Origin of the sequence: Micromonospora sp. C28ISP2-4, from assembly GCF_030519385.1 — a bacterium.
Lineage (GTDB): Bacteria > Actinomycetota > Actinomycetes > Mycobacteriales > Micromonosporaceae > Micromonospora > Micromonospora tulbaghiae.
Map to the genome: position 1 here is coordinate 446,192 of NZ_JAUMKG010000002.1, position 13,240 is coordinate 459,431.

The 13,240-nt window shown below is 69.9% G+C and carries 17 protein-coding genes; 13 read left to right on the forward strand and 4 right to left on the reverse strand.

Annotated features, from left to right (window positions below; all coding sequences use genetic code 11):
* Positions 1-2 precede the first annotated feature (2 nt).
* Positions 3-1,142, forward strand: coding sequence for a succinate dehydrogenase/fumarate reductase iron-sulfur subunit (locus Q3W68_RS10790; protein ID WP_302905305.1), 1,140 nt, complete (start codon positions 3-5; stop codon positions 1,140-1,142).
* A gap of 107 nt (positions 1,143-1,249) precedes the next feature.
* Here Q3W68_RS10790 and Q3W68_RS10795 read toward each other — a convergent pair whose 3' ends face one another.
* Positions 1,250-1,636: a (deoxy)nucleoside triphosphate pyrophosphohydrolase gene (locus tag Q3W68_RS10795; protein ID WP_302905306.1), complete on the reverse strand. Its 387-nt coding sequence runs from the start codon at positions 1,634-1,636 to the stop codon at positions 1,250-1,252.
* A gap of 238 nt (positions 1,637-1,874) precedes the next feature.
* Here Q3W68_RS10795 and Q3W68_RS10800 point away from each other — a divergent pair, with 238 nt between their 5' ends.
* The 6 genes from Q3W68_RS10800 to Q3W68_RS10825 all read left to right on the forward strand — a co-directional run bounded on the left by Q3W68_RS10800 (position 1,875) and on the right by Q3W68_RS10825 (position 5,364).
* Positions 1,875-2,183: a 4a-hydroxytetrahydrobiopterin dehydratase gene (locus Q3W68_RS10800; RefSeq protein WP_128137280.1), complete on the forward strand. Its 309-nt coding sequence runs from the start codon at positions 1,875-1,877 to the stop codon at positions 2,181-2,183.
* 124 nt (positions 2,184-2,307) lie between these two features.
* Positions 2,308-2,640, forward strand: coding sequence for a hypothetical protein (locus tag Q3W68_RS10805; RefSeq protein ID WP_302905307.1), 333 nt, complete (start codon positions 2,308-2,310; stop codon positions 2,638-2,640).
* A 95-nt stretch (positions 2,641-2,735) separates the two neighbouring features.
* The gene (locus tag Q3W68_RS10810; RefSeq protein WP_013288454.1) at positions 2,736-3,098 is read left to right on the forward strand and encodes a PH domain-containing protein; all 363 of its coding nucleotides are present in this window, start codon (positions 2,736-2,738) and stop codon (positions 3,096-3,098) included.
* A gap of 22 nt (positions 3,099-3,120) precedes the next feature.
* The gene (locus Q3W68_RS10815; RefSeq protein ID WP_302905308.1) at positions 3,121-3,834 is read left to right on the forward strand and encodes a vancomycin high temperature exclusion protein; all 714 of its coding nucleotides are present in this window, start codon (positions 3,121-3,123) and stop codon (positions 3,832-3,834) included.
* Positions 3,835-4,040: 206 nt separating this feature from the next.
* Positions 4,041-4,772 (forward strand): class I SAM-dependent methyltransferase, encoded by a 732-nt coding sequence (locus tag Q3W68_RS10820; RefSeq protein ID WP_302905309.1) that lies wholly within the window; start codon positions 4,041-4,043, stop codon positions 4,770-4,772.
* A 100-nt stretch (positions 4,773-4,872) separates the two neighbouring features.
* Positions 4,873-5,364 (forward strand): GNAT family N-acetyltransferase, encoded by a 492-nt coding sequence (locus Q3W68_RS10825; protein WP_302905310.1) that lies wholly within the window; start codon positions 4,873-4,875, stop codon positions 5,362-5,364.
* A 142-nt stretch (positions 5,365-5,506) separates the two neighbouring features.
* Here the strand turns inward: Q3W68_RS10825 and Q3W68_RS10830 are convergent, their stop codons facing one another.
* Positions 5,507-5,938 (reverse strand): hypothetical protein, encoded by a 432-nt coding sequence (locus Q3W68_RS10830; protein ID WP_302905311.1) that lies wholly within the window; start codon positions 5,936-5,938, stop codon positions 5,507-5,509.
* A gap of 110 nt (positions 5,939-6,048) precedes the next feature.
* Here Q3W68_RS10830 and Q3W68_RS10835 point away from each other — a divergent pair, with 110 nt between their 5' ends.
* From Q3W68_RS10835 to Q3W68_RS10850, 4 genes are all read left to right on the forward strand, one after another.
* Positions 6,049-6,408, forward strand: a complete 360-nt coding sequence (locus Q3W68_RS10835; RefSeq protein WP_302905312.1) for a GntR family transcriptional regulator — start codon at positions 6,049-6,051, stop codon at positions 6,406-6,408.
* Positions 6,409-6,449: 41 nt separating this feature from the next.
* On the forward strand, positions 6,450-7,283 hold the full coding sequence (locus tag Q3W68_RS10840; RefSeq protein ID WP_302905313.1) for an ATP-binding cassette domain-containing protein: 834 nt from the start codon (positions 6,450-6,452) through the stop codon (positions 7,281-7,283).
* Complete coding sequence (locus tag Q3W68_RS10845) at positions 7,280-7,975, forward strand: ABC transporter permease (RefSeq protein WP_302905314.1); 696 nt, start codon at positions 7,280-7,282, stop codon at positions 7,973-7,975. The genes Q3W68_RS10840 and Q3W68_RS10845 overlap by 4 nt, the downstream gene beginning before the upstream one ends.
* Positions 7,976-8,092: 117 nt before the next feature.
* The gene (locus tag Q3W68_RS10850) at positions 8,093-8,812 is read left to right on the forward strand and encodes a DinB family protein (protein ID WP_302905315.1); all 720 of its coding nucleotides are present in this window, start codon (positions 8,093-8,095) and stop codon (positions 8,810-8,812) included.
* Positions 8,813-8,838: 26 nt separating this feature from the next.
* Here the strand turns inward: Q3W68_RS10850 and Q3W68_RS10855 are convergent, their stop codons facing one another.
* A complete protein-coding gene (locus Q3W68_RS10855) occupies positions 8,839-9,402 on the reverse strand; it encodes a dihydrofolate reductase family protein (RefSeq protein ID WP_302905316.1) in 564 nt (187 codons plus the stop codon).
* A 146-nt stretch (positions 9,403-9,548) separates the two neighbouring features.
* Here Q3W68_RS10855 and Q3W68_RS10860 point away from each other — a divergent pair, with 146 nt between their 5' ends.
* Positions 9,549-9,932, forward strand: a complete 384-nt coding sequence (locus Q3W68_RS10860; protein WP_302905317.1) for a hypothetical protein — start codon at positions 9,549-9,551, stop codon at positions 9,930-9,932.
* Positions 9,933-10,045: 113 nt separating this feature from the next.
* On the opposite strand, the gene Q3W68_RS10865 is transcribed toward Q3W68_RS10860, so the two are convergent.
* Entirely contained in the window at positions 10,046-10,672 is a 627-nt protein-coding gene (locus Q3W68_RS10865) for an N-acetyltransferase family protein (protein ID WP_368045733.1), read from the reverse strand.
* Positions 10,673-11,405: 733 nt separating this feature from the next.
* On the opposite strand from Q3W68_RS10865, the gene Q3W68_RS10870 reads away from it, so the two are divergent.
* Positions 11,406-13,172, forward strand: coding sequence for an IS481 family transposase (locus Q3W68_RS10870; protein WP_302905687.1), 1,767 nt, complete (start codon positions 11,406-11,408; stop codon positions 13,170-13,172).
* The last annotated feature ends 68 nt before the right edge of the window (positions 13,173-13,240 follow it).

Consider the following 13,240-nt stretch of genomic DNA (forward strand, 5'->3'; position numbering starts at 1 on the left):
GAATGGGAACCGACCCGCAGCAGGCGGCCGGCAAGCCGGCCGCGAAACGCCAGTTCCGCATCTGGCGGGGCGACGAGACCGGCGGCGACCTGAAGGACTACACGGTCGAGGTGAACGAGGGCGAGGTGGTCCTCGACGTGATCCACCGGCTCCAGGCCACCGAGGCGCCGGACCTGGCGTGCCGGTGGAACTGCAAGGCCGGCAAGTGTGGCTCCTGCTCGATGGAGATCAACGGCAAGCCGCGGCTGGGCTGCATGACGCGGATGTCGACGTTCGAGGAGTCCGAGACCGTCACGGTCACCCCGCTGCGCACCTTCCCGGTGATCCGGGACCTGGTCACCGACGTCTCGTTCAACTACGAGAAGGCCCGGGAGACCCCGGCGTTCGCGCCGCCGGCCGACGTGGCGCCGGGCGACTACCGGATGCAGCAGGTCGACGTGGAGCGCTCGCAGGAGTTCCGCAAGTGCATCGAGTGCTTCCTGTGCCAGAACGTCTGCCACGTGATCCGCGACCACGACGAGAACAAGCCGGCGTTCTCCGGTCCCCGGTTCTTCATCCGGGCGGCCGAGCTGGACATGCACCCGCTCGACGCGCGCACCGACCGACGGGAGTACGCGCAGTCGGACATGGGGCTCGGATTCTGCAACATCACCAAGTGCTGCACCGAGGTCTGCCCCGAGCACATCAAGATCACCGACAACGGGATCATCCCCATGAAGGAACGGGTCGTCGACCGCAGGTACGATCCCCTTGTGTGGCTCGGTAACAAGATCTTCCGGAGGGGTCAGGTGCCTCAGACCAGCGCGACCAGCGGGCATTCGAGCGGTGCCGTCACGTCCGGAGGGGCGCACGGCGGGGCGCACGCGCACGGCGGCGGTTCGCACGCCGGCGGGGTGCACTCGCACGCGGGCGGCTCGCACGACAGCGCCGCCGAGCGTCAGGCGCAGCAGGGCGTCAACTGGCACCGCGAGGTGCCGCACCCGACCGCCCCGGCGGTGGACGCCAACGGCAAGCTGCCGCTGACCGAGCTGACGTTCAACAAGGCCGCCGCGCCGTCGCCGTTCGGCGACGACGTGACGTTCCCGCTGCCGCCGGAGCACCTCAACTTCGCTCACCCGCAGCAGGACGAGCCGAAGCACTGAACAGCAGCACGACGATGACGGGGGCCAGCGGCACAGGCCGCGGGCCCTCGTCCCGTTTCCGCTCGGCTGGCCGGTTCACCGGGCGGCCCGGCTCACGCCGCTGTCGTTCAGGGGGCGTCGAGCAGCGGGCGCAGCGCGGCCACGATCGGGACGTCGGCCGGCAGCCAGTCGACGCTGTCCAACTCGCCGGCGGACAGCCAGCGCAGCTCGGCGTGCTCCAGGGCCTTCGGCTCGTCGCCGTGCAGCAGGCGGGCGGCGTAGACGCGCAGCACGGACCGGCCGTGCGCCATCCGTACGTCGCGCCCGACCCGCGCGCCGACCGCCACCCGTACGCCCAGTTCCTCGACGCACTCCCGGGCCAGCGCGTCGGTCTCGGCCTCGCCCGGCTCGACCTTTCCGCCCGGGAACTCCCAGCGCCCCGCCACCTCGGGGGGCGCGGAGCGCTCGCACGCCAGCACCCGGCCACCCTCGATGATCGCCGCCCCGACGACCACCCTCGGCTCCCGCCGGTCGGCCTGCCCGCTTCCGCTAACCCGTTCGGTCCGCACGGGCCACCAGCGTGCCAGATCAATCGGCGGTTTGGGTAGCTGCATCGGCCGTCAGGTCAGCAGAACACGGAAGTGTGGGCGTGGACACACCATCTGAGTGGCGAGAGACTAGAGGGCGTCGACTGGGACACGGGATGGCGACGATTTGGCCACAAGCCGGCAACGACGCCTGGGAGGTGCGGTGATGCGCGTGCTGTTCAGCGGCCGGGCCAAGCACGACTACCTCAGCGACGCACTGGCCCTGCTGTCCGGGTGGACCCGGGAGGGCGAACAGATCCGCCGCACGATCGTCCTCGACGACACCCAGCACGCCGCGCTCACCGAGCGGGTCGCGGTGGTGGCCGACGCGCTGCGGCTGCGCCCGGAGATCAGCCGCCGGGCCGATCGTACCCAGATCCGGCTGGGCCACGGCGACGGCGAGCCACTCACCGAGGGTGAGGTACTGCTCGCCGCCCGCATCGAGGACGCGGTCCGGGCGGTCACCGAGTCCTGATGCTCCCTGAGAGGTCGCTGAAGATCCCGGGTTAGGAAACAAACCTGAGGGTAGGACATCCGGTAACGGGAGGTACAACGCTCCCGAAGCAGACGGATTGTGCGATTACCCTTAGGAGCTGACCATGACGACGCCCACCGCGGCCACCGACCGGTCCACCGACCACGGGCACAACGGCCACGTCGGACACGAGGTGCGTCACCCGCGCCGGCACGGCGAGGAGACCAAGCCGGCGTGGAAGACCACCGAGCTGGCGATCTACGTTCTCGCCGTGCTCGGTGTCCTGATCGCCTCGAACGCCGTCGGCGACGGCGCGGCGGACAACGGCGCCGACTACTTCGCGGCCGACAAGGCGTGGTGGTACATCACCCTGCTGACCATCGGTTACCTCATCAGCCGGGGCCTGGCCAAGGCCGGCAGCCGCAGCCGCGACCACGACCCGCGCGTCGACCACTGACCCCGCCACACGACTGCGGCCCCGTCCCCCGTGGACGGGGCCGCAGTCGTGCGCGGCCGGGTACGGACTGGCACACCCCGCCTACCCTCGGGTGCATGTCTGGCCCCACGTACGACCGCAAGGAACAGTTCCAGCAGATCCAGAGCGGGCTGCTGCCCGGTGAGCAGATCATCGCCGTCTACGACGCGGTGGGCACCGGCACCGGCTTCATCGGCCTGACCGACCGGCGCGTGATCATCCAGGACCGCTCCTTCGTCGGCAAGCGGTACGCGATCACCAGCATCCCGTACTCGAAGATCACCAGCGTGAGCGTGGTGAGCAACAAGTCCTGGGGTGGCTCGTTCTTCTCCACCGGGTCGATCGCCGTGCACGTCGGCACGCACACCTACGAGGTCGAGTTCCGGGGCGCGCAGAAGAGCCACCACGTGCACAACGTGATCCTGCACCACATCTCCTGACCCGCCTGGCACAATCGCCGCCATGCGAGGGCTGACGGCGCGGTGGCGGGCCTGGCGGGGTGACCATCGGCGGGCCGTACGCCTGCTCCGCCGTCTCCTGGTGCTCGCCACGGCCGCCGTGGTGCTGCTGGGCGCCGCCACGATCGCCAGCGTGACCTGGGTCCGCGGCGCCGCCGACGGCCGCGTGTTCGCCGCCGTGGACGTGCCCGAGACGCCGGTGGCCCTGGTGCTGGGCACCAAGGTGGAGCCGGACGGCACGCCGGCGCCGTTCCTCGCCGGCCGGCTGGAGATCGCCCGCCAGTTGTACGCCGCCGGCAAGGTCGAGGTGCTCCTGCTCTCCGGCGACCACATGGACTGGGACTACGACGAGCCGGACGCGATGCGGCGCTGGCTCGTCGAGCGGGGCGTACCTGCCGAGAAGACGGTGCTGGACCACGCCGGGTTCGACACGTACGACTCGTGCGTCCGCGCGCACCGTGTCTTCGGGGTCCGGCGGGCCACTGTGGTCACCCAGTCGTTCCACCTGCCGCGCGCGGTGGCGCTCTGCCGGGACGCCGGCATCGAGGCCGTCGGCGTCGGCGACGACACCGCCCGCCGGTACGCCGACCAGTGGCGGATCAGCTCCGTCCGGGAGTACGGGGCGTGCGTGAAGGCCGCCGTGGACGTGCTCACCGGGCGTGACCCGGTGCACCTCGGCCGCCGGGAGACCGGAGTGGACGACGCGCTGCGGGCGTAATCCGGTTGTTCCCCCGGCACGGCTGCTGGTCTGCTGAACCCTCGAAGTCCACCGGAGGGAGCACCGCCATGCCAAACGCTGCGAAGCCCAGCCGACCCGTCGTCACCCTTCTCGAATCGAGGCTTCGTCTTGTCGTACCCCATTTCGGCGGAGGTCACTGACCTCGCGCCGCGTCGCGTTCCTTCCGCCCGGCGGGAGGGCGCGTGATGTCCGTCTTCGACGATCCCGGCTTGTTCGGCCGGCTCTGGGCCGCCACCTACGACGGCCCCGGCAATCCCGACCCGGCCCCGGCCGTCGACTTCCTCGCGCCGCTGGCCGACGGCGGCCCGGCGCTCGAACTGGCTGTGGGCACCGGCCGGGTCGCCCTGCCGCTGGCTGCCCGCGGCATCGCCGTGGAGGGCGTCGAGGCGTCCCCGGAGATGGTCGCGCACCTGCGCGCCAAGCCAGGCGGCGCGGACATGCCGGTCACCGTCGGCGACATGGCGGACGTCCCGGTCACCGGGCCGTACCGTCTGGTCTTCCTGGTGTTCAACACGCTGTTCAACCTGGTCTCGGAGGAGCGCCAGGCGGCGTGCTTCCGCAACGTCGCCCGGGTGCTCGCGCCCGGCGGGGCGTTCGTCATCGAGACCTTCGTGCCCGACCCGGCGGACTTCGACCGGGACGAGCAGGTCCAGGTGCGGGAGGTGACCGAGGACTCGGCCACCATCCGCATGCACCGGTACGACCGGGCGGCGCAGACGTTCGTGCGGCAGACGGTCACGTTCGACGCCTCGGGCGTGCACCTCAAGCCGTTCGCGATGCGCTACGCCTGGCCGGAGCAGATCGACGAGCTGGCGGAGCGGGCCGGGCTGCGGCTCACCGAGCGGTACGCCGACTGGGACCGGTCGCCGTTCGACGCGGACAGCCGCTCGCACATCTCCGTCTACCGGCGGCGGTAGTGCCCAGGTCGAGGGGCCGGGAGATCCCGTCCCGTCCCCTCGGCCGCGGCGATTACGCTGACGCTGCCGGGGTCTGCGCGGTCCCCGACAGGAGGAACCGATGACAGTCACCGTCGCCGCCATGGACGACTCGCACGCCGACGCCGTGCTGGAGATCTACCGCCTCGGCATCGCCGAGGGGAACGCCACGTTCGAGACCGAGCCGCCGGACTGGACGCGGTTCACCGCCACACGGCTGCCCGGCCACCGCTGGGTGGCGCTCGACGAGGCCGGCGACGTGCTGGGCTGGGTGGCCTGCTCGGCGGTCTCCGACCGCCGCGTGTACGCCGGCGTGGTGGAGCACTCCGTCTACGTGCACCCGCGAGGACGCGGACGCGGGATCGGCCGGGCGCTGCTGGAGGCGCTGATCGCCTCCACCGAGGCGGCCGGGATCTGGACCATCCAGTCCGGTGTGTTCCCGGAGAACACCGCGAGCCTCGCGCTGCACGCGACGTGCGGCTTCCGCGTCGTCGGCACCCGCGAGCGGGTGGGCCGCCACCACGGCACCTGGCGAGACGTGACCCTGATCGAACGCCGCAGCCCGCGGATCTGACCGCTCTCCCCTCCCTCGCCCGCTCCGGGCTCCCCCGGCTCCCCCGGCTCCCCCCGGCTCCCCCGGCTCGCTCCGGTGATCAAGGAGTTTGTGTCCGGGCGGCGCGCTCCGGCTGACGCAAACCCCTTGATCATCGGGTTGGTCAGGCGCCGACCAGGTGGCGGCGCACCAGGGCGTCCCGCTCCAGGATCAGGTCGACCATCTGCCAGAACTCGGGGAGCCGGGGATGGGTCAGGCCTTCCTCGCGGCTGAGCTTGCGGCCGAAGATCGGGCTGTCCCCCGCAACCTCACCACCGTTGACGAGCGTCGCGGCCGGCCCCGGCGAGCCGGCCACCGGTCCGACCCGGCAGCCGAAGGTGACGTGGTCGTCGAAGTCGTCGCGGCCCCAGCTGCCCAGGATCGCGTCGATCCAGACCTCGTGCACGCCGTCGTGGTGGTAGCAGCTCGCGAAGTAGACGGCCGCCGTCGCGCCATCGGTGCGGATGTCGGCCCAGGTCCGCTCCGCGGCGGTGTCGCAACAGCCGCAGACGAACTCCCGTACCTGGCGCGTGCTCTCGTCGATCCTCAGTGTCACGGCGCGAACCCTAGCGAGCCGCGAGCGTACGCGTGTGCCCCGAGAGGACTTGACGCCCAGGCCCGGCGGTGCGATGGTTAGTTACATGAGTAATGAACCAAAGAACCGGGATGGATGACGGCCGGCCGATCTTCGTCCAGATCGCGGAGCTGATCGAAAATTCGATCATCGACGGGACGCTCGCGGAGGAGACCCAGGTGCCGTCGACGAACGAGCTGGCGGCGTTCCACCGGATCAACCCGGCGACCGCCGCCAAAGGGATCAACCGCCTGGTCGATGACGGGATTCTCTACAAACGCCGGGGGATCGGAATGTTCGTGGCAACGGGGGCCGTCGAAACACTCCGGGAACGCCGCCGGCGCGAGTTCTCCGACCAGTACGTGCGGCCCCTCATCGAGGAGGCACGCAAGTTGGGCATCGGCACCGAGGAGCTGAAGAAGCTCATCGAGACAGGGGAGGAACAGCGATGAGCGTCGTAGCGGCAGCCGGCCTCACGAAACGATTCGGTGAGGTGACCGCTCTCGACGACGTCACCTTCACATTGACGGGTAACAAGATCTTCGGTCTCCTCGGCCGCAACGGCGCCGGCAAGACGACGCTGATGCAGCTGATCACCGGCCAGCAGAACGTCACCGGCGGTGATCTGACGCTGTTCGGCGAGCGGCCGTACGAGAACGAGCGGGCACTGTCGCGGGTGGTCTTCATCAAGGAGAGCCAGACGTACCCGACCGCCTACCAGGTCCGGCACGTCCTGAGCCTGGCGAAGCGCCTGTTCCCGAACTGGGACGAGGACTTCGCGCAGTCCCTCATCGACGACTTCGACCTGCCGCGCAAACGCAACGTGCGCAAGCTGTCCCGCGGCATGCTGTCCGCGCTGGGCGTGACGATCGGCCTGGCCGCACGGGCGCCGCTGACGTTCTTCGACGAGCCGTACCTCGGTCTCGACGCGGTCGCCCGGCAGCTCTTCTACGACCGGCTGCTCGCCGACTACGCCGAGAACCCGCGCACCGTCGTGCTCTCCACCCACCTCATCGACGAGGTGGCCGACCTGATCGAGCACGTACTGCTGCTCGACCGCGGCAAGCTGCTGCTCGACGCGCCAAGTGACGAGTTGCGCGGCGAGGTCATGGAGGCGTCCGGCCCGGCCGCGGCGGTGGACGACTTCGCCGGCGCGTACGGGGTGCTGCACCGCGAACAACTCGGCGGGGCGGTCCGCGCCTCGTTGCGCGGGTCGTTCGACAACGCCGAACGGATGCGCGCCAAGAAGCTCGGCATCGACCTCGCGCCGGTGTCGCTCCAGCAGGCCGTGGTGCGCCTGACGACGGAAAGGACGAAGAACCGATGACCCGCATCCTCGACGTCGCCCGGATGCACACCATCGCCTGGGTCGGCCAGCTCGCCTGGCCGTGGGGCATCATGGCCATCTCGCTCGCCGTCAACCTGCTGATCTTCGCCTCGATCGACGAGGCGGCGCCGGGCGAGAACACCACTGGCGGTCTGGCCAGCCTCTACATCGTCTGCGCGATCGTCGCCGCCGCCTCGATCAGCCAGGTGTTCCCGTTCGCGCTCGGCATGGGCGTCACCCGACGCACCTTCTATCTCGCCACAGTGCTCGTCAACGTGGTGCAGGCTCTCGCCTACGGCGTGCTGCTCTACCTGCTCAACCTGATCGAGGGCGCCACCGGCGGCTTCGGGATCCAGCTCCGGTTCTTCCGGATCCCGTACATCGACGTCGACAACGGACTGCTGCAGATCGCCGTCTACGCGGTGCCGTTCCTGTTCCTGAACTTCCTCTCCGTCTTCGTCGCCGTCTGGTACGTCCGGTTCGGCATGAACGGCCTGCTCGGCGCCGGCGCGGCGCTGATCCTGGTGACCGGCCTGCTCGTCGCGCTGATCACCTGGCAGGGCTGGTTCGGCGACATCTGGCAGTGGCTGAGCAGCCAGCACCAGGTGAGCCTGCTGGTGGGGTGGCCCGCCCTGGTCGCGGCGGTGGCCGGGGTCGGCGGGATGGCGGCCATCCGCCGGGCGAATGCCTGACAACAGGGACGTGTGGTGGCCGTCGGTCCGCGCAAAGCGGGCCGGCGGCCTCACCGTGACTCGTTGTCGCACCCGCTCGCTAGCATCGCCGCAATCGCCGACGGGAGGGGGTGCGCCGTGGTCCGGGATGACGTCACGACGTTCGTGGACAGGGACCTGCGAGGCGCGCGCTTCATCAGGTCGACGCTGGCCGGGGCCGTGATGCGCGGCGTCGACGTGCGAGGGCTCGACATCGATGCGCCGTGGCTCACCGACGGCGCGCTGCTGGTCAACGGTGTCGACGTCGTGCCGCTCGTCGAGGCCGAACTCAACCGGCGGTTCCCCGGGCGAGAGCTGAGGCACGCCGAGGATCCGGCGGGCCTGCGTACGGCCTGGGCGACGCTCGAACGGGCCTGGGCGGCCGAGGTCGACCGGGTCCGGTCCATGCCGGACGGCGCCGCCGACGTCTCGGTCGACGGCGAGTGGTCGTTCGCGCAGACCCTGCGCCATCTCGCTTTCGCCACCGACGCGTGGCTCGGCAAGGCGATCCTGCGCCTGCCGCAGCCCTTCCATCCGCTCGGACAGCGGCACGCCGAGTACGAGGCGGACGGTTTCGACATGTCAATCTTCGCCGCTGGGCAGCCGAGTCTCGACGAGGTGCTCGAACTGCGTGCCGGGCGGCAGGCCATGGTCCGGGACTTCCTCACCGGCGTCACGCCGGAGTTGCTCGCCGAGCCCCGGCCGACGGCCTGGTCGCCCGAACACGAGGCACCGGTCCTGCACTGCCTCCACGTCATCTTCGACGAGGAGTGGGAGCACCTCCGCTTCGCACGACGTGACCTCGACGCGCAGGAGTGAGGCCGGGTCGCCACGTGGAGGGGCAGTCAGTGCCTGGCCTCGTACCTGGTCAGGAGCACGCCACCAGGGAACGTCCGGGTCTCCACCAGGGCCAGGTTCACCCAGTTGTCGAGAGCCGTGAAGAACGTCTTACCGCCACCCACCAGGACCGGATGGGTGACCAGCACGTACTCGTCGATCAGCCCGCCCCGCATGGCCGCCGCGGCGAGGGTGGCGCCACCGATGTCCATCGGGCCACCGTCCTCGGCCTTCAGCCGGGCGATCTCGGTGACCGCGTCGCCGGTGACCAGGCGGGTGTTCCAGTCGACCGGTCTGGTCGTCGAGGAGAACACCACTTTCGGCATGTCCCGCCAGCGGCGGGCGAACTCGGCGTGCGCCGGTGTGACGCCCGGCTGCTGGTCGGCGGTCGGCCAGTGGGAGCTCATCGCCTCCCACAGTCGCCGCCCGTAGAGCGCCGTGCCTGTCGTCCCCACCCGGTCGGACCACCACTGGAACCACTCGTCGCTCGGCGCGCTCCAGCCGAGGTCGTCACCGGGCGCAGCGACGTAGCCGTCCAGGCTCAGGTTCATCGCGAAGGTCAGTTTGCTCATGCGTCAGCCTCCCGTGAGTCGGTACCCGGCGTACAGACCAACACGGGGCCGGGAAACCATCGGTCAGCCCACACCGAGCGCCGCTCCACTGTCTCGGGCTCGCTTCGCGGGTAGCGCCGGTCCACCGACTCGGGGATGATCACCCCATGTCGGAGGAGGATCTGGCCGGAACCTGGCGTCGCATCATCCGAGGGGACAGCAAGTCCTGGGTCGTGTTCGCCCACGGTACGTGCGTCGTGCTGCCAGATCCCGGACCCGGCGTTGACCTCGCCGCTCAGGCCGTTGACATCCTGCGCGAGTACGGGCCCGTCCACGCCGGCTCACCTGCCGGCGACTTCGGCACCGTCACCCTCAATCCCGGTCCCGGATGGGTGGTCTACGGCCACCACAACGACGTGCTGGCCTACGTGGGGCCCGACGAGATCTCCGACAGCAGCGACCTCGCCGTTGGTCTGTACGGACGCCGCAAGCGAGACCAGGACGGCCATGAGCTTGACGTCCTACACGTCGAGGACAAGCGGCCCCGGTGAGTCAGGGCCGCGCTTCCGCCGTCAGACGTTGAAGCGGAACTGAGAGCGGCTATCTCTCCATCAGCGGGAACGTTCCTCGGCACCTGCTCGGAGCGCATCTCGGGTTGTCATGGTTACTCGTCGCTTGACGACGTTTCACGCTGTCTTGTGCCCCGTGTGTGCCCCACGAAGGTGGGAGGGATCTCGGCTTCAAGTCGGAGGTAGATGTACTCGGAGTTGTCCGGTCCTCCGGGCCGACGCCGCCCGTCAGGCTTCCACCCATGCTTCGCGTAAAAGCCTTGTGCGCGCACGTTCCGCTCCCAAACCTCAAGCAGCCCGACGCGAAGCGACGCCTCTGCCAGATAGGCCACGAAGGACGCGTGCAGGGTGCTACCGACGCCGCTACGCCACCTGCCGGGGACTACGTGTATCTGATACAGCTGCCCGACCACGCGGGCATCTATCCCCGATGCAAGCGGTGGCCCCATAGCAGCGATTCCCACCACCTTGTCATCAGCCACTGCGCATAACACCCGCTTGTCGGACGACTGGATCGCTTTGGTCCATCCAACCCGTTGTTCCTGCTCAACGGCTGGATTCCTGATTGAATCGAGCGGGATCCCGTCATCTCCGTAATAGGCAGCGCGAGCCTGGCTGTGCACATCTAGGATGCAGTCCAAATCCCTAAGCGTCGCCTCCTGCACCATGAGCGGCCCATCCATGTCATCAACCCTTCCTTGGGTCTTGGAGCAGACCCCCATACGTGACGTCAGGATTCGAACCAAGGTCAATCCGACAAGAGGGAATGCTTCCACAGGCTGCCACCGTCAGCCATCCCGTCTGCCATCGACCCGCCCTCCTGGGGAGCGGGCCGCCGCCCGGCCCGCCATGTCAAGCGGACCTTGACGGCTCGTACGGACGCTGGCGGGTCGGGCGGCGGTCTGCTCGGCTTGCCCGGGTCGAGGGCAGGCGGGATGGCCTACCGCAACCACCCACGGACCGCGACCCGCCGACGGAGCCCCGGCCATCCTGGAGCCGGAGCGCCCCCGCCGGAGGCGCTCTAACCGCAACTCCGCGACCGCTGCCAGCTCGCCGCACGCGGCCGGCGTGCCCTCCCCTACGCCGCGCGGGCTCGTGGCCGCGCGGCCCGGCCGGCTGCCGGCCCACCACCGCCCGGTCAACCGTCCTGTCGTTCTGCGGCGGCCCTTGGGTTTCCCGCTTCCGCGCCAGCCGCCGGGCGTGTTGCGTGGCCGGAGTCGGAGCGCCAGCGGAGCGACGGACGCGCGCCCAGGCGGCGGCGCGTGCGGCCCGTTCAGGGCCGCCTTGAAGACGTACAGAAACTTTGAACCACTTCGCCGGCAGCCCGTGTCCTGCGCCGGTTGATGGTTGACACGGCGGCCTCGGTTGATGTTTGACACCTGGTCGGCCTGGTGCTCGTTGCGTCTGTAACTCAGGCGGGAGGAGCACCGGGTGGGACTCGCGGAGTTGAGCGTCATGGAGCAGCGGTTTCACGCGGTGATGGAGTGCCTGGGCGGGACTCCGAAGACGGAGGTCGCCGCCCGGTATGGGGTGTCGCGGCAGACGATCCACAACTGGCTGGCCCGGTATGCCGCCGAGGGCATCAGAGGTTTGGAGGACCGATCTCACCGGCCCCATCTCTGCCCGCACCGGGTAGATCCCTCGACGGAAGCGCTGGTTTGTGAGCTGCGCCGGGATCATCCGCGGTGGGGTCCGCGTCGGCTGCGGTTCGAGGCAGGGCGTCGCGGTGTCAGTCCACCGCCGGCTCGGGCGACCGTGTATCGGATTCTGCGGCGGAACAATCTGGTCCCGGTGGTGCCTCGGAAGCGCCGGCGGGAGGACTACCTGCGGTGGGAACGCCCGGAGCCGATGGAGCTGTGGCAGATGGACATCGTCGGCGGTGTCCTGCTCGCTGACGGCACCGAGGCGAAGGTCGTCACCGGCCTGGACGACCACTCCCGCTACTGCGTCATCGCCACCGTGGTCAGTCGGGCCACCGGCCGGGCCGTCTGCGCCGCGTTCGCCGCCGCCCTGACCCGCTTCGGGATGCCGGGTGAGGTGCTGACCGACAACGGCAAGCAGTTCACCGGCCGGTTCCCCACACCCCACCCTGGGGAGGTGCTGTTCGAGCGGATCTGCCGGGAGAACGGCATCGTGGCTCGCAACACCAAACCCCGCTCCCCGACCACCACCGGGAAGGTGGAACGGTTCCACCAGAGCCTGCAGGGCGAATGCCTGGACGGCCGGGTGTTCGCCACCATCGAGCAGGCCCAGGCCGCAGTGGACGTGTTCGTCGCCGAATACAACTACGACCGGCCGCACCAGGGCATCGACGACGCCTTCCCCGCCGACCGGTTCCACCGCCCGAATCCCGGTCGGGATCAGGTCGAGGTGCACGCGCCGAAGCTGCGCCTGCCGTCCGGGCTGCTGCCCACCGCACCACCGGCCCCGCGGACGCCACCCGCCGTCGAGGTCGATACCGGATCGGTGACCGTGTCCACCGACCGTCCGGAGCCGGTGCAGCTCGTTCGGGTCGTGCCACCGTCGGGGAACCTGACCGTCGCCCAGCAACAGGTGTGGCTCGGCCCCGCCCTCGCCGGCACTCCGGTGACGATCTGGGTCGACACTGACCGGCTGCACGTGTTGACCGTCGACGGCGCCCGCATCAAGTCCACCGCATCCAGGCTGTCCCAACGCGACCTGGCCAGGCTCCTGGCCGACGGCGGCGCACCCGCCGGATCGCCCCCACTACCCCCGGTCGAACGGCAGACCACCGCCGTCGAAGTCGACCGGGTCGTCAACGCCTGCGGCGGCATCAGCATCGCCGGGCGGCAGATCAGCGTCGGCATGCCCCTTGCCGGCCAGCGGGTCCGCATCCGCCTCGACGGCATCCTCCTGCACGTCATCGACGACGCTGGGCAGCTGCGCCGCACCCTGCGCTGCCCACTCCCGCCCACCACGCTCGGCCGCATCCGCGACGCCCGACCCGCCTCACCAGTCCCACCACCGGCCGCTATCCCGGTGGTCGAGCGGGTCGTGTCCATCAACGGCAGCATCCAAGTCGCCGGACAGCGCGTCCAAATCGGCAAGATCCACGCCCGCAAACTTGTCACCGTCGCTCTCGACGAGCACACCGTCACCGTCTACGACGCCGACACCCCGATAACAGCCGTTCCCCGCCGCAGCACCACCGACCTGAACCGAACCAAGGCCAAGCACCAGACAACTACCCCCCGGCGATGACCTCGACACGACGTCTAGTCTCGTCATCGACACCGTGCCTGCAGGCCAACGCGTCCGCCAGCACCATG